Raw genomic sequence first — 24,755 nt, forward strand, 5'->3', positions numbered from 1 at the left:
AGCCTGTATTACTACAGGCTGATTATTTTCCGCCTGCGGCTAAAGCGGCAGGCATGGTTAGGAGGTGATGTTTACATCACGGCGCGTATCCCCGCCCCGCAAGCTGCGAAACCGAGATACACCATACTAAATTATCCAAACTGCCCATCAATCATCCGGCGCAGTTTTACCCGAACAATATAACTTGATACTAGGAAATAAAATGCCTGCTATTCGTGTAAAAGAAAACGAACCTTTTGAAGTTGCCATGCGCCGTTTCAAACGCGCTGTAGAAAAAACCGGATTGTTAACTGAGCTGCGCGCCCGCGAAGCTTACGAAAAGCCAACTACTGAGCGTAAACGCAAAAAAGCGGCGGCAGTTAAACGCCTGCAAAAACGCCTGCGCAGCCAACAGCTGCCTCCTAAAATGTATTAAGCCGATTTAATACATCACGAAAATAAAAACACCGGGAACTGTTTTTCGGTGTTTTTAGCATTTAGAATGCCTGTCTGAAAACACTCAACGAAAGCCCGAATGATGACTTTAAAAGCCCGTCTTTCCGAAGACATGAAAACAGCCATGCGCGCCAAAGACCAAGTGTCGCTGTCAACCATCCGCTTAATCAATGCCGCCATCAAACAGTTTGAAGTGGATGAACGCACCGAAGCGGACGACACAAAAATCACAGCCATTCTGAGCAAAATGATCAAGCAGCGCAAAGATTCGGCCAAAATTTACACCGACGCAGGCCGCGCCGATTTGGCAGACAAAGAAACTGCCGAAATCAACGTATTAAACCGTTATCTGCCTGAAATGATGAGCGCCGAAGAAATTCAAGCCGCCGTTGACGCCGCGGTAACGCAAACCGGTGCGGCAAGCATGGCCGATATGGGTAAAGTAATGGGGTTATTGAAAACTTCTCTTGTCGGCAAAGCCGACATGGGCGAAGTCAATAAAATCCTTAAAGCCCGTTTAAGCTGATTGATTTTTTTCAGACAGGCATTAAACAATGTAAGGGCAATGCCTGTCTGAAACGCACTCTACCTCACCATGATTCCATCCGACTTCATTGACGAGCTGCTTGCCAAAGTTGATATCGTAGACATCATCGACGAACATGTGCCCCTCAAAAAAGGCGGGGCAAACTATATGGCTTGCTGCCCGTTTCATAAAGAAAAATCCCCCTCATTTTCCGTGAGCCCCTCCAAACAGTTTTACCACTGTTTCGGCTGCGGCGCCCACGGTTCGGCTATTGGTTTTATCATGGAATACCAAGGCTTGAGCTTCACAGAGGCCGTGCAATTTCTGGCAGACCGCGTCGGCATGACCGTACCCCGCACCAAAGGCCAAGCCGACAATCCCGAAAAGCGTGCCGAACGCAAAAAAAAGCAGCAAACCCTCGAAGAAACCACCCAAGCTTGCGCAGATTTTTACCGTGCACAACTCAAGCTTTACCCGACAGCACAGTCCTATCTTCAACAACGCGGCCTAAACTCTGAAATCATCGAGCATTACAGCTTGGGCTACGCGCCGGAAGGCTGGCAGCCACTGGCTCAAGTGTTCCAGCCATACCCAAACACCGCACTCATCGATAGCGGCATGGTTATCGAAAACGAAGGCAAACATTACGACCGCTTCCGCCACCGGATCATGTTTCCCATACGCGACACGCGCGGGCAAATCATCGGTTTCGGCGGCCGCGTACTGGATGATTCCAAACCCAAATATCTTAACTCCCCCGACACACCCCTGTTTGATAAAGGCAAAAACCTGTACGGCCTCTACGAAGGCCGCGCAGCCATCAAAGATGCCGGTCGCATTCTGGTAGTAGAAGGCTACATGGACGTGGTTGCCCTCGCCCAATTCGGCATAGGCTACAGCGTCGCCTCACTAGGCACATCCACCACCTCGGAACATGTAAAACTTCTGATGCGCCAAACCGACAGCATCTATTTCTGTTTCGATGGCGATGCAGCAGGCCGCAAAGCCGCATGGCGTGCACTTGAAAACGCACTGCCCCAACTGAAAGACGATAAATCGCTTCATTTTCTTTTCCTGCCCGAACAACACGATCCTGACAGCTATGTTCGGGAATTTGGTAAAGCCAAATTTGAAGATGCCCTTATCCATCAAAGCAAACCCCTGTCTGAATACATTTGGGATGCCTTGACCGAAACGCTCGACTTGCGCACCCAAGAAGGCAAAGCCGAACTCGTAAAAACCAGCGCGCCCCTGCTTGCCCAAATCAATGCGCCCGCATTAAGCTTTCTGCTCAAACAAAAATTAAGCGACCTAGTCGGCATCGACCCTGCCAATCTTGCCCAACTGCTCGGGCAAGAAGCACCTAAACGCCAAGTCAAGCAAAAAAGCTATAAGCTCCCCGCAGGCACTGCCCGCCAGCCGCAAATGGCAACCCTCGCACAAAAACAAATCCGTGCTCTACTTGCCAACCCCGAGTGGGCAGAACACATACACCTCCCTGAATATTTGCCGCTCACAGGCGATTTGGCCTGTCTGGCAAACATAGCCGAGACCATTAAAAACAACCCGCACATCACCAACAGCGCCCATATTTTCGAACACATGCGCGGCGGCCCTTATGAAACCGTTTTAGTCAATATTTTCCGAAACAGCGAATATGATGCCGAACCCGACACCATAAGCAAAGAAAGCCAGCAAGAATTCAAACAAGGCATGGCCAAACTCTTGAACGAATTTCACTCCGCCCAAATCGACGCCCTAAAAGCCAAAAGCAGCACCAGCGGCCTTAATGACGCAGAGAAAAAACTTTTGTTGAACTTATTAGTACAAAAACAGCACCAAGCATAGACACAGCAACAACAAGCTTGAAGCCTGTCTGAAAAACACCCTCAAATATTTTCACAACCCTATTTGGTGGAGTAACACAACCAAACAAAAACCATCCATAGCGATAAAACCGAAAATTTCATACTTCACTGCCGTTTCTAGTTCTACTATTTAAACAGCCCTCAAATCGGCACTTTGTATGAAACATGCATTTCACAGCTCTGCCACATAAAAACCTTCTATTTCAGACAAGCCTTATCTTGTTGGAGCAAAAAGATTTTTATATAATACTGGCTTTTTTCCGCCACACGCTTGCAATCGCAGCAGACATCCCCATTTAAAAGCGGAACAATAAATTCCACCGCCTGAAAGCAGATGATGCTATAGCAGGCAAAAATGACGATTATCAAAAATCCGCCGAACCCTATCCCAGCTGCACAAACAAAGCAGAATACCCATTTTCGCGTGCGGATGCCGACCGAACATACCGAGACTGATAATGACCAACCAACACAACAACATTCAAGACTCCGAAAACGAAGAACGCGACGACAACCGTCCGCTCACGCCGGAAGAGCAGCGCGCCCGCCTGCGCCAGCTCATTATCATGGGTAAAGACCGCGGCTATATCACCTACGCGGAAATCAACGACGCCTTGCCCGATGATATGTCTGACGCCGAGCAAATCGACAACATCGTCAACATGATTCAAGGCTTGGGCATTCAAGTTACCGAAGAAGCGCCCGACGCCGACACCTTGTTGATGAACGACAACAGCACAGGCATTACCGATGATGACGCCGTAGAAGAAGCCGAAGCCGCCCTCTCAAGCGCCGATTCAGAATTCGGCCGGACCACCGATCCCGTGCGTATGTATATGCGTGAGATGGGGCAAGTGGATCTGCTCACCCGGGAAGACGAAATCATCATCGCCAAAAAAATCGAAAACGCCCTGAAAAACATGATTCAGGCCATCTCTGCCTGCCCAGGCTCCATTGCCGAAATTCTGGCACTGATTGAGCAGGTGCGTAATGATGAAATCAAAGTGGATGAAGCCGTTGAAGCCATTATTGACCCGAACGAAGTGCTGCTCAACGAACTGGGGCTGGGCCATTTGGAAACTGCTGCTACCGATTCAAACGAAGAGAGCAACGAGGACGAAGCAGAAGAAGATTCCGAAGATGAAGATGAAGAAGACAATAGCGGCACGCTGGAAAACACCAACTTGGAAGAGTTGAAGCAGAAAGTGCTCGAACATTTCGACGGCATCAATGAAAGCTACGAAAAAATGATTGCTGCGCTCGACAAATACGACAGCAAACATCCCAAGTATCTGGAGCACCGCGATGCCATCGCCAACAAACTGCTGGAAGTGCGTTTCTCCACACGCCAAATCGAAAACCTCAGCAGCAACCTGCGCAACAATGTTGATCAAATCCGCAAGCTTGAGCGTGAAATTCGCGACATCTGCTTAGACCGCGTACATATGGACCGCGATTACTTCATCGCATCTTTCCTGCCCAACACTACCAATTTGGACTGGGTGGGCGAAGAAATCAACAAAAACCGCGTTTGGAGCGATGCATTAAGCCGCTTCCAACATGCCATTCTGGAAAAACAAACCGAAATGGCCGGAATGGAAAAGCAGGCGCGCATTTCGATTGACGAATTAAAAGAAATCAACAAAAACATGGTGGTAAGCGAAAAAGAAACCGCCGCTGCCAAACAGGAAATGATTCAAGCCAACTTACGTTTGGTGATTTCGATTGCGAAAAAATACACCAACCGCGGCTTACAATTCCTTGATCTGATTCAAGAAGGCAATATCGGCTTGATGAAGGCGGTGGATAAATTCGAATACCGCCGCGGCTATAAGTTTTCCACTTATGCAACATGGTGGATACGCCAAGCCATTACTCGTTCGATTGCCGACCAGGCGCGTACCATCCGCATTCCCGTTCATATGATTGAAACCATCAACAAAATGAACCGGATTGCCCGCCAATATCTGCAAGATAACGGCGAAGAGCCTGATTCTGCGAAACTGGCCGAATTAATGGAAATGCCGGAAGACAAAATCCGCAAAATCATGAAAATCGCCAAAGAGCCGATCTCTATGGAAACACCGATTGGCGATGACGATGATTCACATCTGGGCGACTTCATTGAAGACATTAACAACGTTGCGCCTTCCGATGCGGCCATGTATTCGAGCCTGCGCGAAGTAACCAAAGATGTATTGGAAAGCCTCACGCCGCGCGAAGCGAAAGTATTGCGTATGCGCTTCGGTATCGACATGAACACCGACCACACGCTTGAAGAAGTAGGCAAGCAGTTTGACGTAACCCGCGAACGCATCCGTCAGATTGAAGCCAAAGCCCTTCGCAAACTCCGCCATCCAACCCGCAGCGACCGCTTGAAAAGCTTCTTGGATAGCGAAGAAGGCAAACAATAGTGCCTATCTGAAAAAAAGCGCAAATCCAATTTGCGCTTTTTTATTGTGCATATCGTATAAACTCCATGCCTGCCTAAAACCTACATCCGAATTTCACTTCGCCGAATTCTAAATATGCCCTACTTCGCCTTGCTTGACGACGTTGTTGCCAACCGTGCGCAACTCTTTCAAAACCACATACGCAGCGAGTTTTTACTACCCGATGAAATCAATAAACTTGATGCCTGTCTGAAACAAGGCTGGGAAGAAAACCTAAATGTCGTTATTTTTGCCGACTACGAATTCGGCCTGCCTTTGCAAACCTTGTCTGCAGAACACGGTTTACTCGCTTTGCACTGGTTTGCAGAAAAAACCGTACTCGACAATCCGCAACAATGGCTGTCCGAACAAAGCGGCAGCGAACCCGCCGGCCTCACTTGTGCCTGCAATTCAGTCAACAAAGCCGCCTATACCGAGGCCATCAACCGGATCAAAGCAGCCATCGCCCGTGGCGACACTTACCAAATCAATTACACTACACGCCTTCATTCCCAAGCTTACGGCAACCCTGTCAAACTCTACGCCCGATTGCGCCAACCGGTTCCCTATGCCACTTTAGCCTGCCTGCCGGATAAGGCGCAGCAAGGTGTATGGACATTGTGTTTTTCGCCCGAACTGTTTCTCAATATATCCGAAAGCGGCGAGATTCTTACCGAACCTATGAAAGGCACGGCACCTTTTTTGGATGATGGGAAAGACCAAATCCGCGCAGCAGAATTACAAGCCGACCCCAAAAACCGCGCCGAAAACATCATGATTGTCGACTTACTGCGCAACGATCTGGGAAAAATTGCCGAAACCGGCAGCGTGCGTGTGCCCGAACCATTTAAAGTTTCCCGATTCGGTTCGGTCTGGCAAATGACCAGTGCAGTTTATGCCCAAGCCAAACCCGATACAAACGCCGCCGATATTTTCAAAGCCACCTTTCCCTGCGGCTCCATCACAGGCGCGCCCAAACGTATGAGCATGCACCTGATTAACCAATTAGAAACCGAACCGCGCGCGCTCTATACCGGCAGCATCGGCCATCTTGCTCCATGCACCGGCGGCTTAGGCTTTCACGGCACGCTCAACGTCGTTATCCGAACCTTGCAACTTACCCCCTCCAAGCAAACAGATTGCTACGATGCCGTATATGGTGTCGGCTCAGGTATTGTATGGGACAGCGACAGTGAAACAGAATATGAAGAATGTAAATGGAAAGCCCGCTTTATCACACAATTAACGCCCGAGTTCGACCTGATAGAAACCATCCGCATTGAAAACGGGCAAAGCATGCTGCTGACCTATCATTTACAAAGGCTCGCCCAAAGCGCCCACACATTAAACATACCTTATAATGAAACCGCCGCTGCCAATCATATCCGCAACATAGCAGCCTCTCTGCCACAACATGCCCACCGCCTCAAAATCATCCTAAAGCCCGACGGCAGCTTGCAACACGAAATCGGGCTACTCACCGATTTTGACACACCACAACACATTACACTCTCGGAAACCGCCCTACCCGACGCCGATTTCCTACGCCGTTTCAAAACCAGCCACCGGCATATTTACGATCAAGGTTGGCAAACCGCGCAAGCTCAAGGCGCATTCGACAGCCTGTTTTTTAACCAAAGCGGCTTCCTACTTGAAGGCGGCCGCAGCAATGTGTTTCTATTGATTAACGGTGTCTACCATACCCCGCCAACCAGCTTGGACATTCTCAACGGCGTCATGCGCCAAGCCGTGTTTGCCGACCCTAAACGCTATCTGGGCGACATACCGTTAACCGAAAGCCGCCTCACCGGAGAAGATGTTTTACGCGCAGAAAAAATACTATTAAGCAATGCCTTACGTGGTGTTTTTGAAGTTTCTCTAAAATAACCCAGCTGTTTACCAATGCCTGTCTGAAAGATTTTCAGACAGGCATTGGTGATATACGTATAGTGAATCCGCGTAACAGCTACAAATCCCTGCCTTACCATAATAAATATTAAGTTTGATAGCCGGATAGGATAAAATAAGCGGCAAGCCTCTTCATTATCATGCTGCCATGAACTACCCCTGCCTTTATGCCGCACCATTCGGCGATATCACCTTAATTTTCGACAATCAGCAAAACCTTATCGAGCTGAAGCTGCACGGCAAACCCGAACACGCGCCTTATCCCCTACCCGATGTCTGGCGACAAAAACTCGACGCTTACTTTTCAGGCCGACTGAAAAACTTCAACCATCCCATTTCCAAGCAAGGTACTGTATTCCAGCAAAAAGTGTGGCAGGCTATTGCCGATATTCCTGCCGGCCAAGTGCTGACTTATCAAGACATTGCCCGCAAAATCGGCAGCCATCCGCGCGCTGTTGGCGGTGCGTGCGGCAAAAACCCTTTAGCCTTAGTGGTGCCTTGCCACCGCGTTGTTGCCAAGCAAGGCTTGGGCGGCTTTTCCAGCGGCAACGGCAACGCCCTTGCCATCAAACACTGGTTACTGCAACACGAAGGCGTCAACATTTAACGACTTATGACAATGCCTGTCTGAAAAACATCAACTATGAACGACCTAATCGACCGACTGCTCGAACACCTCTGGCTCGACGACCGCCTAAGCCGCAACACCCTTGAAAGCTATCGGCGCGACTTGGAAAAACTCGCCGCCCGCCTAGAAAAACACGGCTTAAACTGGCAAACCGCGCAAAGCAACGACCTTGCATCCGCGGTTTACCATCCAGATGAAAAACCGCGCTCACAAGCCCGCGCCCTTTCCGCCTGCAAACGCCTCTACGGCTGGCTGCTCGAAACCGAACAGCGCAGCGACAACCCGACCCAACACCTTACCGCCCCAAAGCAAATCCAAACCCTGCCCAAACTAATTACCGAGAGCCAAATTGATGCCTTGCTCAACGCGCCCGACATCGAAACCGCTCACGGCCTGCGCGACAAGGCTTTATTAGAGTTGATTTATGCCACCGGATTGCGTGTAAGCGAAGCCGTCAACCTCAAAATCGGCGAACCCAACTTACAAAAAGGTATTATCAGCACCATCGGGAAAGGCGACAAACAACGCATCGTGCCATTGGGCGAAGAAGCCGGCTACTGGATAGAACGCTACATCACCGAAGCGCGTCCGCTTTTATTAAAAAACAAAATCTGCGATAAATTATTTGTCAGCCAAAAACGTAGCGGCATCAGCCGCCAGCTTGCCTGGATGATTGTAGAAAAATACGCTCAAGCAGCAGGCATCAATCACCTCAGCCCGCACGGCCTGCGGCATGCTTTTGCCACTCATCTGGTTAATCACGGAGCAGACTTGCGTGTTGTGCAATTATTGCTCGGACATGCCGACATCAGCACCACCCAGATTTACACTCATGTCGCCAACGAACGCCTGAAGAACATCGTTGAAACGCATCATCCGCGTGGTTAAATAACCATCAGTCAATAAAGCTTCAATCCCCAAAAACAGCAATTTTTTAATATAATCATAATTGTTACTATACCAAAACAAGCATAAATCAAATAATCCATCACACTAACGGAATCATTGGAAAACGCCATGTCAAAATATGCTATCCCTTTATTATTTCTGTTTATCGCTTTCGACACTCACGCATTCGAACATGAAAGGCTGGAACGTGCCTGCCGGATAGAGCAAGGTTCTTTACTAAAAGACCGTAACGGCACACCTTCATGCGATGAACTCAAACGCTTTCATGCCAAAAAGTCCACAAAACCCGCCAAAAACCCCAACACCGGCACCAACAAAACCCCAAAAACGCCCAAACCAAAGAAAATTGCCAACGGAGAAGGCGCAGGCTATCGATGGAACCCGCATGAAAACCGTTTCTGCCAGCACAATGCAAAAGGATTCGCGCACATATGTTATTGATGACTTAAAGCACTCCATACTACGAAAATACAGCCGCAAAAAAGTGTGGCCGCCGCGCAGCATTGCCTCGTTATAATCATTAAAACCCAACTAGTTAACGACAAACACAATATTCAACAATGCCTGTCTGAAATCTCTTTTCAATTGATTTCAGACAGGCATTTTATTGCGCAAAAATAAAAAAATTTGCCTTTTCCACTTAGTTAACTTTATACTACATACAATTACAAAACCACAAGTTTTGTAATCAACCCAAATATTCTTGACTAAATTTTAAGCAATATTTGCCCGGTAAAGATAAACAATCTTTATGCGTATATCCATAGTATTTTTATCAAAACCCTACTGCCGGGTTATATCAAAAAGCCTACACAACAAGGAACAATAAATGAGCGAGCGCCCTAAACAAAGCCTGCCTGAAAATACCGAGTTGCTCAGCGCACAAGCGCCGATTACCAACTTCAAAGGATTGCTGATTACCATTATCGCAGCCGTTATCAGCGCGATTGTTTATATGATTCTGCCTTATGAAGACACGGTCAACAAAGGTTTGTCCATCTTATGCTTCGTAGCGATTATGTGGTTCACAGAGGCCGTCCACATCACGGTAACGGCTTTAATGGTTCCTATTTTGGCTGTTTTATTCCACATTCCCGAAATGGATACCAAACAAGCTCTGGCTAGCTTTGCCGACCCGATTATTTATGTGTTTTTCGGCGGTTTCGCGCTGGCTACCGCCCTGCATATGCAGCGCATCGACCGTAAAATTGCAGTTTGGCTGATTTCCCTTTCGCGCGGCAATATGTTGGTGGCGGTCTTGCTCATATTTGCCGCCACAGCCTTTTTATCCATGTGGATCAGCAACACGGCCACCGCAGCGATGATGCTGCCTTTGGCCTTGGGCTTGATGGATCATCTCGATAAAGAGAAAGACCGCAAAACGTTTGTGTTCGTTTTACTGGGTATTGCTTATTGCGCCAGCATCGGCGGCTTAGGCACGATTGTCGGCTCTCCGCCCAACAACATCGCAGCCAAAGCGCTTGATTTGGACTTTGCCGGCTGGATGAAATTGGCTATGCCCATGATGATTCTGATTCTGCCTCTGATGCTGCTTTCTTTATACGTTATTTTAAAACCCGATTTTTCCAAACGCGTCCAAGTAAAAGAAGAGCATATTCCGTGGACACTGCACCGTATCATCACCATCATCATTTTCATTGTAACGGCAGCAGCATGGATTAAGAGCGGTACCTTGAAAGAAAAATTCGGCATTCTTCACCCGGATTCATTCATCGCTTTGTGTGCCGCTGCCGCAGTGGTGGTGTTTGGCACCGTGCGCTGGCGCGAAGTAGCGCGCAACACTGACTGGGGCGTGTTGATGCTGTTTGGCGGCGGCATCGCCTTAAGCAACCTTTTGAAACATTCCGGCGCTTCCGCCGTGCTCGGTCAGGAAATGGCAACAGCTTTCGTTCTGGCACATCCGTTTATTGTCGTATTGGCTGTGGCCGCATTTATCATCTTCCTAACTGAATTTACCAGCAACACCGCCTCTGCAGCACTGCTCGTACCCATTTTCGGCAGCGTCGCCACACAAATGGGTCTGCCCAAAGAAGTGTTGGTTATGATTATCGGCATCGGTGCTTCCTGTGCATTTATGCTGCCGGTTGCCACGCCGCCCAATGCCATCGTGTTCGGTACCGGTTTGGTAACTCAGAAAGACATGATGAGAGTGGGTATATTGCTCAACTTATTGTGCGTTCTTTTGGTAGGAATATGGGCATACTTCTTTTTGATGTAAGCCATAAATCTAATCATGCCTGTCTGAAAATGATTTTTCAGACAGGCACAATCTTTATCCGCTAAAACCATCCCCGTTTTTTCTATCTCTTGCTCACCATTACAAATTTATGAACGCCGCTTCCGCAAACACAATGCTCTTCCATTGGCTGGCCGTATGCCTGATTCCGCTGTCCACCATCGTTTATTTTACGTTCTATCCCGCGCAAACACCGGCCAAATATCTCACTTACGGCATCATTCTGGCTTGCGAGTGCGTATTTTTGTTCAAATATGTTTTATTCAAATTTCTGGCCGCGCACCTGAAAGAGCAGCCTCAAATCAAACGGCAATTTGCCTGGCTTTTCTTGCCGCTGGTTATACTTACCGGCTACATCTGCCATTATTTCGGCCTATTTTAAATTTCTGTATAATCAGCGTTTTTTCACAACGATAGTCCCACAATGACAGCCAACGGCTCCATCCAAACTGTTACACTCGCCTTCACCGGCGCTTCCGGCATGCCCTACGGCATACGCCTGCTCGAATGCCTGCTTAAAGCCGGTAAAACCGTGTGGCTGCTTTATTCCCAGGCCGCTCAAGTAGTGACGCAGCAGGAAATGAGACTTTCCCTGCCTGCCAACACAGCAGCTTGCCGCGAAATGCTGTGCGAAAAATTCCAAGTTTCTCCGGAAAAACTGCGTGTATTCGGTAAAGACGAATGGTTTGCTCCGCCGGCTTCCGGCACCAACCCGGCCGACGCCATGATTGTCTGCCCTGCCAGCATGGGCGTGGTTGCCGCAATCGCGCACGGCACGTCCGACCACCTTATCGAACGTGCCGCCGACGTGGCCATCAAAGAGCGCCGCCCATTGATTATCGTGCCGCGCGAAACACCTTTATCTTCGCTGCATCTGGAAAACCTACTTAAACTCTCACGACTAGGTGCCGTTATCCTGCCGCCATCACCCGGCTTTTATCACCACCCGCAAACATTAAACGACTCAATCGACTTTGTTGTTGCCAGAATCCTCGATCAATTGCGCATTGAGCACAAGCTTATGCCAAAATGGGGAGAATAAATGAAAGGATTACGCGAATTTGTCGGCATGATTGCCGCTTTTGTAAAATGGATATTGACAATTCTAGACAAACTGTTTTAATCTTCGCCCAACTAACTTTTACTTTAAGAAGCCTACGAAAGCTTTTAATTATGAATATCATCCGCACAAACACTTATTTTTATTGGTACCGTAGCAATGCGCGGTATCTGTTTGTGCCTGTCTGAAAGCAGCAATTGAACATCAAACAAGAAACCGCCCGTAAAATCCACAGGCGGTTTTTGTTTTACCTGAAATTTCCGGGCCGCCTGCTAAACCATCTCAAGATAAGGAAGACCATCATGAAAACCCAAGCAGCCTGCATCTTACAACACCAGCAACACCAGCCCGAAATTCTCAGCCGCTGCAATTTGGTGGTTGACGGCAATGCCCACCGCGTTGACCTGCTTTTAGCCGACTTGCCGCAACGCCCCGGCGCCCTATTCTGCGAAGCCATGTTGCCGCAAGTGCGCACAATCGCCCTGATGATCGCAGCCGAGCGTTTGGTCGAAGGCAAAAACACACCCAGCATTATCACCGACGAAGCCGACTGGTTTGCCGCCCGCATCTTGGTTTTACAGGCACGCGTGTTTCATCTCGATATCAGCCTGATGTTTATGCTGGAAACCGCCAACCGCCGCGCCGAAGCATTCGCCCGCAAACACAGCCTCGACTTCACTCCGGCGCGCATCCAAATGAGCCTGCACTCAGGCCGCCCGGCCAACCTCTTGATGATGAAAACCGCTCTGAATCTTGACGAGCAGCAAGACGAAGGCTTAATCGCCAACTCCCGCCGCTTGGCAGCTTTGCTCGACACTCCGTTTTAACCCGAAGCCCGAACACCACCAAATGCCTGTCTGAAACCTTTCAGACAGGCATCGTATTGTTTATATGCCATTCTGTTAAACTCATTCATCCTATTCAATTTCAATAAATTATCATGAAACATTACCTTATCCTTGCGTCTGCACTTTTATTCTGCGCCTGTGCCAAACAGCCGCAACCTCAACCAACCGCGCGTACCTTACCCGTTCACAAATCCGGCAAGAAATATGAAGTCACTTACAAGCAAAAAGCTTATAAAGTGAACCATATCCTCAAATGGCGCACCGTTACCGACCCCAATCTCGGCAGCAAACCCGATTGGGACAAGCTCAACCAAATCCGCCCCGGCATGAATGCCGCCACTGTGCAGCAACTGCTCGGCAAGCCTTGGCATCACGGCAGCTCTTACTTAACCGAATGGAATTACCTCTACCGCTACACTTTCAGCGGCCAAATGCAGCAATGTCAGTACAAAATTGTTTTCAATCAAAAAAACAACACCGTTGAAGGCATCTTCTGGGAGCCCGTAAAACACGCGCATTGCCGGCACTAGCCATACTTCAATGCCTGTCTGAAAACCAACCTAAATTTTAAAAATACCACTATAATCCCACACTTGCTCTAAGAAAAAATACCGCCAACCCGCTCATAATTAACGCTTCTTAAGAATAAACCCCGATATGTCCGCTTTTCTCTCCGGTTTTATGATTACCGCCAGCCTGATTGCCGCTATTGGCGCACAAAATGCCTTTGTGCTAAAACAAGGCTTGCTCAGGCAACATATCGGGATAGTCATATTCATTTGCTGGCTGTGCGATTTGGCACTGATTTCCATAGGTGTATTCGGCGTAAGCGCACTGCTCGCCGGCCATCAAACTGCCACCGCGTTCATGGCATTGACCGGCGGCCTGTTTTTACTGGCCTATGCGTGGCGGAGCGCAAAATCTGCTTGGCAAGGCAGCGGCATACTCAACCCCGATACAGAACCTGCAGCCCCAAGCGCACTCAAAACCGCCACCACCTCTCTGGCCCTCACCTTGCTCAACCCGCATGTTTACATCGACACCGTAATGCTTATCGGCGGTGCGGCGGCTCCACTGCCGCCGACCGGCAAATGGCATTTTCTGGCAGGCGCCCTCAGCGCTTCAGGTATTTGGTTTACCACAATCGGCTACGGTGCACGCCTGCTGCTGCCGCTTTTCCGCCGCGAGCACACTTGGCAGGTACTCGACAGCCTGATTGCCCTGATGATGCTTTACCTAGCATTTGGCTTGTTGAAGCAAGCTGCGGGCATTCTGCTTTAATTAATACCCGCGCGATGCCTGTCTGAAAAACTTTTAGCTGCTCAGACACCCGCATTACTCGTTTTCAGACAGGCATTGCTTGCATTTTGCACACTGCCGTTTAAAATCCCGTTAAATTAAGCTAAACCGCTTGCCGCCATATGCCACAAGCCTTATTTTGCCTCTAACTTTTCTTATTCAGATAACATGAAAAACATCGTCATCCTCATCTCCGGCCGCGGCAGCAATATGCAGGCCATTGTTAATGCAAACATTCCCAATGTCCGAATCGCAGCTGTATTAAGCAACGATGAAACGGCAGCAGGTTTGGCCTGGGCAAAAGAACAAGGCATCGCCACCGGCGCGCTTAATCACAAAACGTTTGCCAACCGCCTCGCTTTCGACACCGCTATGATTTCGCTCATCGACAGCTACCAGCCGGATTTAGTTGTATTAGCAGGCTTTATGCGCATTCTCACGCCCGAATTCTGCACCCATTACGAAGGCCGCCTAATCAATATCCACCCATCCCTGCTGCCTTCGTTTACCGGCCTCAACACCCACCAGCGCGCTCTGGAAGCCGGCTGCCGCGTGGCCGGTTGTACCGTACATTTCGTTACGGCCGAACTGGATTGCGGCCCGATTATTTCGCAAGGCGTTGTACCTGTGTTGGATAAAGACACACCGGAAACTTTAGCTGCACGCGTTTTAGCCGCTGAACACAAACTGCTGCCTCAAGCCGTAGCCGATTTTGCTGCAGGAAAACTAAGCATCAGGAAAAACCGCGTGCTCGGCAGCATCACGCCTGAAGCCCACACCCAATTGCTTGCCTGACTTAAGAAAGAAAGGACAACTATGAAAAAATTAATCCGCTCCATCGCCCTGATTGGTGCTTCCGCCGCCGCTTTGCCGGCCCTTGCCGCCGAACTGCCGCAAAACGCAGTATTAAAATACAGCGGCTCCTACGGCATTCCCGCCACCATGACATTCACCCGCAACGGCAACAGCTACACCATTGTTTCCAATATCAAAGTACCCATGTACAGCATCCGCTTTGAAAGCGGCGGCACTATTTCAGGCAACACTTTGAAACCCAACTACTACCGCGATGTACGCAGCGGCAAAATTTATGCGGAAGCACGCTTCAGCGGCAATCGTGTCACTTACGGCAAAGCCGGCCAGCAAAAAACCGAAGCCGTGTCCGGCCCTGCAATGGATTTATTTACACTGGCCTGGCAACTAGCCGCTAATGACGCCCGCCTGCCCGTCGGCTTGAAAATTACCAATGGTAAAAAACTGTACTCGGTAGCCGGCATGAATAAAACCGGCAGCGAACAGTTCAGTTTCGCGGGCAGCAAAATCAACGTCGACAAATACCGCGTAAACCGCGGCGACAGTACGGTTAATTATTCGTTTGCATCCGCCATCAACAACATCCCGGCACAAATCACTTACACCGACGACGGCAAAACCTACAATCTGAAACTGACTTCCGCCACCATCAACGGTAAAGCGGTGAAACCGTAGGCCTCTTTCATAAACGCACAATGCCTGTCTGAAAACTTTCAGACAGGCATTGTGCGTTTCTAATATCTAAAGGTTATGTATTATCGCCCGAAGGAGCTTTTCCGGTATGTTCAACCAAATACAAAAAATCGGCATTTTTTACTCATGCTCTTCTTGAAAAAAGGGTCGGATATACCGACCCACGTCTGCTCTGACAGATTCTTAAAGTATCAAAATGATTAACCAACTATACCAATGTTTGCGTCCTCCGGCCTTGAGTCGTTTTGCACCAATGAAGGAGCACACACAGTATCATAGCAAACCAACGCATCATTGATTTGCGTATTGGTAATGGTGCCTTCGCAGAACTTGAATTCTTCTATTTGATTTTGGCTGCCGGCAAACCAATCTTTGATTGTGATGGAATCACCTTTCCCCGCAGTAACCAGTAAATCACAACCGCAAACGGTAAAGCACACATCGCTCAGGTTGATATCCGATTTAAACTCCACCACATCGGTTTCACAAGGATCACCGCAGTCCTCAATTACATCCTCTCCATAGCATGCACCGAACACATAAGTATCCGCACCTGAACCGCCGTTAAGGTAATCATTACCGTAACCGCCGTCTAACAAATCGCAGCCATCTTCCCCATACAGACAGTCTGCTTCGTTGCTGCCGTAAAGTTTGTCATTGCCGTCACCGCCATAGAGCGTGTCGTTACCGCCGCCGCCAATGAGGATATCATCACCATCACCGCCGCAAATCGTATCACAACCTTCACCACCATCAATGTAATCGCAGCCATCACCGCCATACAGCAGATCATCGCCACCTTTGCCATAAATGGTGTCATTGCCGTCTTTCCCGTCGATTTTATCATTACACTCGGTACCGCAAAGGACATTATCACAATCATCACCGGTAATTACATTGTAATCATCATCACATTGATCGCAATCATCATCATCCCAATCTTTGTCTTTTCCTTTCTTATCGTATTTATCATCCCAATCTTTGTCTTTTCCTTTTTTATCATAATAGTCGTCATCCCAATCTTTATTTTTCTTCTTACTGTACTTTTTGTTACCGCCTTTTCCCGAATATTTTTCATCATAATACCAGGCAGAATTATTGATTGATTGTGAGTAATCATCATTGTATTTACCAGTTTTAATACCATAAGTCATGATATAATCTCCCAAATTGATTAATACTAAATTAATCAAGTAAGCATTTTCCCTTCTGTATACACAAAGCATACATTAATCCAAATGGCATTATTTAATTATATGCTATTCGGATACACTATACGATAAACGGCTGACAGTTTTCTTAAAAATTAAAAAATAAACAATAAATAAGATACTTAAAAAAAAAACACAGCCGGCTTTCTCCACTCTGTTAATTCCCACAACCCAAACTAACACGACTTTTACAGTATTCCTTTGCAATATTTTCGCAAGTAAACACCAAAAATGATTAAAATCCGGTGTTCAAAACACACTAAAAACACAACCATTGCAGCCGGCTTTCCCAATAAAAATAAACATCGTTGGGAAACCAAAGATGTTTAAGCCGCTCCGCGCCTTAAACCTGATTAATCGGCTTAGTGCGTAAAACATTTTTTCTATGCCTGTCTGAAACACATTACACCACTGATCATGAACCCTATTTTTTCCCTGATTCCGATTGCCGCCATCATCATTTCACTACCTGCTTTTGCCGCAGAAACGGTCTATATTCAAGGCAAGCTGTCGAATGGTTTGAAATACCACATCCTTCAAGCGCCGGAGGCAGGCAAACGGCTGGAATTACGGTTACAAGTTCATGCGGGTACCAATGATGAAATCGAGGGTGAGAAAGGCGCTGCCCACATGCTTGAGCATTTGGCATTTAAAAGCAGTCCTCAATTTCCCGATGGAATCGCCGATACCTTGAGTAAACAAGGCTGGCAGATGGGCCGCCATTTCAATGCCCAGACCTCGCACCGTTATACCCGCTACATGCTCACGCCGCCCCAAGGCCGCAACCAAATTGACGAAGCATTAATCATCATGCGTCAGTTTGTGCAGCCGCGTCAGTTTCAAGCAGCAGACTGGCAGCACGAGCAAAAAATCATTCAAGGCGAAATCCGAACCCTTCAAAACCTGCAAGAGCGCATGGCGCAACAGCGTACGGCCAGTCTGAAAAGCGGCTCACGCGAAGCACGATACCGTCCGATAGGCGATGAACAATCCATCAACACCATGCAAGTCGGCACACTCAGCGCATTCCATAAAAAATGGTATGCGCCGAACAATGCCGAAATCATCATCATCAGCGCCCTTACCCCCAAGCAGGTTCAAGAAAAAATTACAAAACATCTCAACGACTTACCCCTGCGCAACCTGCCGCCCCGCCATATAGAAGACTATGAACCCAAACTCCGCCAAGGTTGGCATATAGACCGTTTGCAAGACAAAGACAACACGGATAGCGAACTTAACCTCATCTTCCGCTTTCCCAACGGAACAGCCCAAATTTACACCGCAGAGGGTGAATACGAACGCCTATTAAATAACTTCGCTGCGTTCATCATCAACGAACGCTTGCAAAAACAAACCCTGCCGCCATCCATACAAAAACTCGTCCTGCGCAGTGGTAATCTCGGCCAGCGCACCGGCTTTATCGGCTTGTTCGCCCAAATCACACCCGAAGGCCATGACGAAGCCTTGCGTACATTACTGCACATCCGCCGGAACATTCTGGCCGAACCGGCGACAAACGAAGAAACCGCAGCCTACCGCCGCCAGGTCAACAATCTCTTGCGCCTCAGCCAAGACAAGCCGCATTTTTCAAGCAAACCTGACGAGCTGCTTACCCAAGTCCAAGAAACCATTCTGGACAACAAACCCTTACGCACCCCTGCGCAACATACGGCGGCCGTGCGCCCCGCCCTCTATAAAATCAGCAGCCAACATGTCAACGAACGCATTAAGCAAATGCTTTCTGCCAACGATAAACTGATCCAAGCCCAAGCACCCGGTATGGGCATCATCAACCTGCCGGACCCGGCTAAACTCCCCATGTTGGCAGAAAATCCTTCGGCCCAATTAAACACGACCGCTCAAAAACCGGCAAAATCCCGCCGCCCTGCAGCAAAAATCACTCCAACATCAGCCACTGTTGCCAAAACCACCCAATCAACCTCGGACAATCCGTTTGCCATTGCAGCTCCGGCCGGCAAAATCACAGGCGGACAATACGATTCAGCCGCCAAAACCGAAATCATCAATTTAAGCAATGGCGACACCGCCGTAGTTTTGCAAAATCCGTCTGCCAGCAACAAAACCTATCTCAAAATCATTTCGCAAACAGGCTATCTGCAAAACAATGTTGTGTCATGGCAAGCCCACCTGGCCGGAGAAATCATTTGGAAAACCCCGCCGCTAGGCCTGTCTGAAACCCAGTTTGCTACTTGGAAATCCCAACGCCAAATCAAACTGAATTACGAGATCACACCTTACCATCAGGTCTTCAACGGCAGCGCACCAAACGCTTCTTTTGAAAACCTGCTCCAGCTCTACCGCGCTTATCAAAACCCAAGCTCTGTCAACAACAAATGGAAAAGCCTGTTAGAAACCGAAGCTGCGCGGCGGCCGGTATTCCAAAATTCCGTACCCGGCAAGCAGGAAACCGCAGAGTTCAACTTGCGCTATGGCAGAAGCGAATATGAAGAACCTTCCGCCAACCAGATAGCCGCACTCAGCGGCGAAAAGCTGCTGCAACAATGGCGCCTACTCAATCACACGCCTGTGGCCTATTACATAGTAACCAATGAATCTTCACAAAAAATCAAAACCTTAATCGAGCAGCAACTCGCAGGCATTGCCCGATCGCCTACTTTAAACATCCGCCTGCAACCCACAACAGGCAGCACTGTTCAGCGCATGCCCATCGGCGACACCAACCACACCGACGTGAGCGCCTGGTCGTGGCAGCCTTTTTATAACTGGACTCCGGAAACCTCCGAACAAATCCCGTTGCTCGCCAATCTGGCCAATGCCCGTCTGAAAAACGAATTACGCGGCCGCCTGCAAGGCACTTACAGCCTCAAGTTCACGACCAAGCCCGATCCCGAGCACAATCTTGTAGAAAACCAGCTTTATTTCAATACGGAGCCTCAACGCGCCCAAGAATTATGGCAGGCCGCCCAGCGCATCCTGCAGCGTATGCCGGAAGACATCAGCCGCATTGAAGCAGCCAACCTGCAACAATTGTTTATTGAGCAAGAAGCCTTGCGTCAGAAAAATCCGGAAGTATGGCTGGACAGGCTTGCAGTAAGCCATCAGAAATATGGAGATGTGCGCTATATCCATGCCTTACCCGAATTAAAATACAGCATCATCCAAACCCGCCTGCGGCAAACCGCAAAGCTGCTATGGTCGGAACCAAACGCACGCATTTTGTTGATCGATCCCAAACCATAAGTCATACCTGAGATTTTTGCCGAACAGCTACTTGCGGCAGATTCTATAATGCCTGTCTGAAACCGTCTTTCAGACAGGCATTATCATCCTTCCAAACACTTGCCGTCATGTAGTGGCGAACACATATTCCCTACAAAGCAATCAGCTGCGGACAGTACAAGTAAACACTATATGAAATATTAATCGCCACAGCTATAATTAAATCATCATCAAACAGACATTCATTACCACCATGACCGCCGAAGAGCTGCAAAGCTTCCTCCATCAAAACATTCCTGCCACACACGCCCTTGACATCCGCGTTGCTCAGTGCAATCCCGAATCAATTGAGCTGCACATGCCGCACGCCATCAACCGAAACCACAAAAACACCGTTTTCGGCGGCAGCATCGCACTTGCTGCCACATTATGCGGCTGGTCGGCAGTGCATGTGAACTGCCCACAAGCACAAGGCAACATCGTGATACAAAACGGCGACACCCGCTATCTTCGCCCGGCATTAAGCGACCTGACCGTTAAAACCCGGCCGGTTCCGCAAGAAGATTGGGCTCATATGCACGATACGCTGCGTACTACGGGCAAAGGAAAAATTTTATTATCGATCGAGATGTTTGCCCAAAACGAACTCGTTGCGGTGTTCAATGGAAAATTCGTGGCTTTCATGCCGAAAACTTGATTAGAAAACAACCAGTTGGCATTCCAGCAGAATTTTATCCAAACTATTCCCGAGCCCCAAAATAAGGAAATCTGAAGGCTATTCAATCTAAAAACCTGCCAAACAAATAATGCCTGTCTGAAATATTCAGACAGGCATTATTCATTATCTCAAAAGCATTACTGCAGGGGCTTCAAGTTCATCACTTCCATCAGGAAGTTAGTAAAAGCCGGATTATTCGGTTTATTTGTCATGCTCGGCCAACGTTGCTGCCAACCTTGCAACGCATTACGGATATAGAGTTTGGATTGTTCGGTATTAATCGCACCACGCTGGCTCTCCACCGCAGAACGCAAATATACCTCATACATGCTATCGTCAACCGCATTGCGTCCGACTTGTTTGATACGGAAGCGGTTAAGATATTGCGCAGCCTGAACTTTAGTTAGCTGGCCTTTGCTGACTTGATAGCTCAATCTGGTAGCTTCATCTCTGATTTTTGAAACATCGGTCCAATGAGTAGAAGCCAGAGCAAATCTGCTTGGCGCTTCCGTATGTTTAGGATTGGTTGGGTGAACGGGCACTTCTTTCAACGTCGGCAGGTAAATTGATTCACAACCGGTCAGCGCCCCTACCAAGATAATGGGTAAAAGATATTTTCTCATGGCAGCTATTATAATCACTTTCAATATAATTAAACAGAATCCCGACAAACCCACAACAACAATTATAGCTGCTGCCTAACATCATTCTCGCCGCAGATACTGCATCATTTAGATAATAAAGCAGGCACACACGCACCCGTGACACAATTTTTGTAAGTATAAAACAAGAATTGCAAAAGAACTATCATTCTCTGCCAAGCGTATTCTTTCCAGGCTGCAACGGTATGATTAATTTAATGAAACAATGTGCCGCCGGGAAACCAGATAAACAGTACAAAGGGCCGTCTTTCATATAAAAAATCAGACAGGCATTAAATGCCTGTCTGAATTTTTTATTAAACGTTTATGCCAAATCCGCAAACAATGGAGTAGACAAATAACGCTCACCATATGAAGGAATCAGCACCACAATCAGCTTATCCTTATTTTCAGGCTTAGCAGCCAACTGCAACGCACTCCAAACAGCCGCACCAGAAGAAATCCCTACCAAAATCCCTTCTTTCTCGGCTACTGCACGGGCAGTAGCAAAAGCCGCGTCATTTGGCACTTGAATCACACTATTATAAATACTGGTATTCAAAATACCGGGCACAAACCCTGCTCCAATACCTTGAATCGGATGCGGGCCTTTCTGACCGCCACTCAACACCGGCGAAGCTTCCGGCTCAACAGCATACACTTCAAGCGATGGTTTACGCTCTTTCAACACCTCACCCACACCTGTTACTGTACCGCCGGTGCCGACACCTGCGACAAAAATATCGACTTGGCCGTCAGTATCACGCCAAATTTCTTCCGCGGTTGTTTTACGGTGCACTTCCGGATTGGCGGCGTTTTCAAATTGTTGCGGCATAAAATAAACTTCAGGATTGCTGTCTACCAACTCCTGCGCTTTCGCAATCGCTCCACCCATACCTTCGGCAGCAGGGGTCAATACCAACTCGGCGCCAAATGCACGCAACAGCATCCGGCGCTCTTTACTCATGCTCTCCGGCATCGTGATGACCAATTTATAACCACGCGCCGCACACACCATCGCCAAACCGATACCGGTATTACCGCTGGTCGGTTCAACAATAACGGTGTTTGCATTGATCTTGCCTGTTTTTTCAGCCGCATCAATCATAGCTGCCGCAATACGGTCTTTCACACTGCTGCCCGGATTGAAAAACTCCAGCTTAGCCACAACCCGGCCCGGCAAATCTTTGCTCAAACGGTTCAACTCAATCAATGGCGTGTTACCGATCAAATCTGTAATGCTACTTGCAATCTTCATTCTTTATGCTCCTTAATTTACCAACCAAGCTATACTAAGCAATGCCTGTCTGAAAACCAAATAATTTATTGGCACATACTTACAACCAAAAATTATATGCAATTGGAAAGCCTTTATGACAGCTATAGAAAATCAATAACGAAAATGCGGCATTGAAGCAGCCACCCAAACAACCTGATACAGCAAAGATAACAGAAAACCGCTTTGCAACTGCCCCAAGCTGAATACATTACCGGGCTGTTTTTCTACTGTTACACGATGAAGATAAAACAACACCATCAGCAAAACTTGCATTCCAATCCAATATTCCGGTTCCAAAGCATACATTTGCAATAATGCAGGCAAAATATATGCCGACATACCGTGAGGATAATTAAGCCAAGCCAAGCTGCATAAACATAAAAAAGCCGCGTGCATCAAGATGCCGGTAACTGCAAACAAGCTGATAAACACACCCGCATTCGCAATCCACAAACTTTTTCCCGGCACGCGGTGCCATTTATGAACAAAGAAAAACAAACTGGCAACAGCAATGTAAAATTGAGGCACATAAAAAGCGGTTATATGCGTGATTCCCACCAAACCAGGCAATACTTTTCCAAATAAGATGCTCAACCCCAGCCAGAGCAATACACTTGCCCAAAGCCATTGGAACATACCTTCTTTAAATGAAGCGTACAAAAACACCCCGATATAAACCAATAAGCACCACAAACCGAAATCACCCGGCATATTTTCCTCGCACAGCCGAAAGCAGCATACATCAATATTGCAGCTCACCCTCAAACACGGTTTCTGCAGGCCCCATCATCAAAACATCTTGTTCCGGCTCCCAAGTGATAAACAAATCGCCTCCGGGCAAACTTACTCGAACCGATTCCCCAGTAGCCAGCAAACCCAATCGGATACCCGCCACAACAGCAGCGCACGCTCCGGTGCCGCAAGCCCTTGTTTCGCCTGCACCACGCTCAAAAACCCTCAGCATGATGTGGGCTTTATCCACAACCTGCATAAAACCGATATTAACGCGACTGGGAAAGCACTCATGCGATTCAATCTCGGCACCCCATTGCTGCACAGGCGCCGAAGCAACATCTTCAACAAGAATAACAGCATGCGGATTTCCTATGTTGACACAGCTTACCGGAACGGATTCCAAACCCACCATAATCCTATAGGTAAGTGTATTTTCCTCTTCCTGAATAGGCGGCAAAAAAGGAATCTCCTCAGGGGCAAAATGCGGTTTGCCCATATTTACCGTGACCAAACCGTTTTCCATCAATTTCGGCAAAATGATGCCGCGTGCCGTTTCCACTACAATTTCATGCTTATCGGTCAAACCTTTATCTGTCACAAAACGCACAAAACAACGCGCACCATTACCACACTGCTCTACTTCACTGCCGTCGGCATTAAAAATACGGTAGCGGAAATCCACTGTATCTGTATGCGGCTTTTCAACCAATAACAACTGATCAAACCCCACCCCCGTATGACGGTCTGCCCATTGTGTTAAAGGGGCTTGGAAAGGATCAAATTGCTGGCTGATACCGTCAACCACCATAAAATCATTACCTAAGCCATGCATTTTCGTAAATTTCAGTGTTTTCATAAACAACAACTTTCTTCAAACCAACGGCAGCACACAAACAGCTGCTTAAACTAGCTTTATAACATAAGCCCAAACCTTCTTCTATAATCTAACTTAATAATTCTGCAATGTTGTTCAACTTCATTCGAAAAGTATGATTTTTTTAAACTACTAAAAACAGAAATGGAATCAATTTCAGGTGATAGGCAAAATTTACTTCATCCATTGCTTCACCACCATACGATGCGCGTCTCAAATCTTTTATCAGACCAAACCCCCAATATGCATTTAAAATATTACAATAGATTTCTTGCAAACCCATCCATTCACCGACTCAATCAAACAGGCCTCTGGTCTAATACCGAACACCCACACAATCAAATTGTTGCATAAAAAATACAGATTAATCGGTTATTATTTAAAATAATCGGTATTTATTTAAATAAATTTTCTACT

Annotated in this window: 25 protein-coding genes; 18 read left to right on the forward strand and 7 right to left on the reverse strand. The window is 47.8% G+C overall.

The window, feature by feature from the left end; translation table 11 throughout:
• The first annotated feature begins 202 nt into the window (after nt 1–202).
• The 12 genes from rpsU to AKG09_RS09920 all read left to right on the forward strand — a co-directional run bounded on the left by rpsU (nt 203) and on the right by AKG09_RS09920 (nt 12,850).
• Nucleotides 203–415 carry a 30S ribosomal protein S21 gene (rpsU, locus tag AKG09_RS09865; RefSeq protein WP_002214819.1) on the forward strand — a complete coding sequence of 71 codons (213 nt, stop codon included), beginning with the start codon at nt 203–205 and terminating at the stop codon, nt 413–415.
• 102 nt (nt 416–517) lie between these two features.
• Nucleotides 518–961, forward strand: a complete 444-nt coding sequence (locus AKG09_RS09870; protein ID WP_054619332.1) for a GatB/YqeY domain-containing protein — start codon at nt 518–520, stop codon at nt 959–961.
• Nucleotides 962–1,030: 69 nt separating this feature from the next.
• Nucleotides 1,031–2,809, forward strand: coding sequence for a DNA primase (dnaG, locus tag AKG09_RS09875; RefSeq protein WP_054619279.1), 1,779 nt, complete (start codon nt 1,031–1,033; stop codon nt 2,807–2,809).
• Between the two features lie 478 nt (nt 2,810–3,287).
• The gene (gene rpoD, locus AKG09_RS09880) at nt 3,288–5,243 is read left to right on the forward strand and encodes an RNA polymerase sigma factor RpoD (RefSeq protein WP_054619280.1); all 1,956 of its coding nucleotides are present in this window, start codon (nt 3,288–3,290) and stop codon (nt 5,241–5,243) included.
• A gap of 114 nt (nt 5,244–5,357) precedes the next feature.
• Nucleotides 5,358–7,148: a bifunctional chorismate-binding protein/class IV aminotransferase gene (locus AKG09_RS09885; protein ID WP_054619281.1), complete on the forward strand. Its 1,791-nt coding sequence runs from the start codon at nt 5,358–5,360 to the stop codon at nt 7,146–7,148.
• Nucleotides 7,149–7,317: 169 nt separating this feature from the next.
• Complete coding sequence (locus AKG09_RS09890; protein WP_054619282.1) at nt 7,318–7,776, forward strand: methylated-DNA--[protein]-cysteine S-methyltransferase; 459 nt, start codon at nt 7,318–7,320, stop codon at nt 7,774–7,776.
• A gap of 36 nt (nt 7,777–7,812) precedes the next feature.
• Nucleotides 7,813–8,685, forward strand: a complete 873-nt coding sequence (gene xerD, locus AKG09_RS09895) for a site-specific tyrosine recombinase XerD (protein WP_054619283.1) — start codon at nt 7,813–7,815, stop codon at nt 8,683–8,685.
• Nucleotides 8,686–8,814: 129 nt separating this feature from the next.
• Nucleotides 8,815–9,147 carry a hypothetical protein gene (locus tag AKG09_RS09900; protein WP_054619284.1) on the forward strand — a complete coding sequence of 111 codons (333 nt, stop codon included), beginning with the start codon at nt 8,815–8,817 and terminating at the stop codon, nt 9,145–9,147.
• 388 nt (nt 9,148–9,535) lie between these two features.
• Nucleotides 9,536–10,945, forward strand: a complete 1,410-nt coding sequence (locus AKG09_RS09905; RefSeq protein WP_054619285.1) for a DASS family sodium-coupled anion symporter — start codon at nt 9,536–9,538, stop codon at nt 10,943–10,945.
• Between the two features lie 133 nt (nt 10,946–11,078).
• Complete coding sequence (locus tag AKG09_RS09910; RefSeq protein ID WP_231623928.1) at nt 11,079–11,345, forward strand: hypothetical protein; 267 nt, start codon at nt 11,079–11,081, stop codon at nt 11,343–11,345.
• 42 nt (nt 11,346–11,387) lie between these two features.
• Entirely contained in the window at nt 11,388–12,005 is a 618-nt protein-coding gene (locus tag AKG09_RS09915) for a flavin prenyltransferase UbiX (protein ID WP_054619287.1), read from the forward strand.
• A 320-nt stretch (nt 12,006–12,325) separates the two neighbouring features.
• Nucleotides 12,326–12,850: a hypothetical protein gene (locus AKG09_RS09920; RefSeq protein WP_054619288.1), complete on the forward strand. Its 525-nt coding sequence runs from the start codon at nt 12,326–12,328 to the stop codon at nt 12,848–12,850.
• Here the strand turns inward: AKG09_RS09920 and AKG09_RS12350 are convergent.
• Nucleotides 12,847–12,972 carry a hypothetical protein gene (locus AKG09_RS12350; protein WP_255351142.1) on the reverse strand — a complete coding sequence of 42 codons (126 nt, stop codon included), beginning with the start codon at nt 12,970–12,972 and terminating at the stop codon, nt 12,847–12,849. The genes AKG09_RS09920 and AKG09_RS12350 overlap by 4 nt on opposite strands.
• Between AKG09_RS12350 and bamE the strand changes: the two genes are divergently transcribed.
• The 4 genes from bamE (at nt 12,964) to AKG09_RS09940 (ending at nt 15,658) form a co-directional block, all read left to right on the forward strand.
• Nucleotides 12,964–13,401 (forward strand): outer membrane protein assembly factor BamE, encoded by a 438-nt coding sequence (gene bamE, locus AKG09_RS09925; protein ID WP_054619289.1) that lies wholly within the window; start codon nt 12,964–12,966, stop codon nt 13,399–13,401. The genes AKG09_RS12350 and bamE overlap by 9 nt on opposite strands.
• Nucleotides 13,402–13,528: 127 nt before the next feature.
• Nucleotides 13,529–14,152 (forward strand): LysE/ArgO family amino acid transporter, encoded by a 624-nt coding sequence (locus tag AKG09_RS09930; RefSeq protein ID WP_054619290.1) that lies wholly within the window; start codon nt 13,529–13,531, stop codon nt 14,150–14,152.
• A gap of 186 nt (nt 14,153–14,338) precedes the next feature.
• Nucleotides 14,339–14,965: a phosphoribosylglycinamide formyltransferase gene (gene purN, locus AKG09_RS09935; protein WP_054619291.1), complete on the forward strand. Its 627-nt coding sequence runs from the start codon at nt 14,339–14,341 to the stop codon at nt 14,963–14,965.
• Between the two features lie 21 nt (nt 14,966–14,986).
• Nucleotides 14,987–15,658 carry a hypothetical protein gene (locus AKG09_RS09940; RefSeq protein ID WP_054619292.1) on the forward strand — a complete coding sequence of 224 codons (672 nt, stop codon included), beginning with the start codon at nt 14,987–14,989 and terminating at the stop codon, nt 15,656–15,658.
• A gap of 218 nt (nt 15,659–15,876) precedes the next feature.
• Here the strand turns inward: AKG09_RS09940 and AKG09_RS09945 are convergent, their stop codons facing one another.
• Nucleotides 15,877–16,830 carry a calcium-binding protein gene (locus AKG09_RS09945; protein WP_054619293.1) on the reverse strand — a complete coding sequence of 318 codons (954 nt, stop codon included), beginning with the start codon at nt 16,828–16,830 and terminating at the stop codon, nt 15,877–15,879.
• A 474-nt stretch (nt 16,831–17,304) separates the two neighbouring features.
• Between AKG09_RS09945 and AKG09_RS09950 the strand changes: the two genes are divergently transcribed.
• The gene (locus tag AKG09_RS09950) at nt 17,305–20,112 is read left to right on the forward strand and encodes a M16 family metallopeptidase (protein WP_054619294.1); all 2,808 of its coding nucleotides are present in this window, start codon (nt 17,305–17,307) and stop codon (nt 20,110–20,112) included.
• 232 nt (nt 20,113–20,344) lie between these two features.
• Nucleotides 20,345–20,788, forward strand: coding sequence for a YiiD C-terminal domain-containing protein (locus tag AKG09_RS09955; protein WP_054619295.1), 444 nt, complete (start codon nt 20,345–20,347; stop codon nt 20,786–20,788).
• Nucleotides 20,789–20,946: 158 nt separating this feature from the next.
• Here AKG09_RS09955 and AKG09_RS09960 read toward each other — a convergent pair whose 3' ends face one another.
• The 5 genes from AKG09_RS09960 to AKG09_RS11955 form a co-directional block, all read right to left on the reverse strand.
• Nucleotides 20,947–21,432, reverse strand: coding sequence for a hypothetical protein (locus AKG09_RS09960; protein ID WP_054619296.1), 486 nt, complete (start codon nt 21,430–21,432; stop codon nt 20,947–20,949).
• A 343-nt stretch (nt 21,433–21,775) separates the two neighbouring features.
• A complete protein-coding gene (gene cysK, locus AKG09_RS09965) occupies nt 21,776–22,708 on the reverse strand; it encodes a cysteine synthase A (RefSeq protein WP_054619297.1) in 933 nt (310 codons plus the stop codon).
• Nucleotides 22,709–22,840: 132 nt separating this feature from the next.
• Nucleotides 22,841–23,440 (reverse strand): hypothetical protein, encoded by a 600-nt coding sequence (locus AKG09_RS09970; RefSeq protein WP_054619298.1) that lies wholly within the window; start codon nt 23,438–23,440, stop codon nt 22,841–22,843.
• A 31-nt stretch (nt 23,441–23,471) separates the two neighbouring features.
• On the reverse strand, nt 23,472–24,320 hold the full coding sequence (gene dapF / locus AKG09_RS09975) for a diaminopimelate epimerase (protein WP_054619299.1): 849 nt from the start codon (nt 24,318–24,320) through the stop codon (nt 23,472–23,474).
• Nucleotides 24,321–24,462: 142 nt separating this feature from the next.
• The gene (locus AKG09_RS11955; protein WP_156320838.1) at nt 24,463–24,621 is read right to left on the reverse strand and encodes a hypothetical protein; all 159 of its coding nucleotides are present in this window, start codon (nt 24,619–24,621) and stop codon (nt 24,463–24,465) included.
• Between the last annotated feature and the right edge of the window lie 134 nt (nt 24,622–24,755).

The sequence above is a fragment of the Neisseria sp. 83E34 genome (assembly GCF_001308015.1).
Classification (GTDB): domain Bacteria; phylum Pseudomonadota; class Gammaproteobacteria; order Burkholderiales; family Neisseriaceae; genus Neisseria.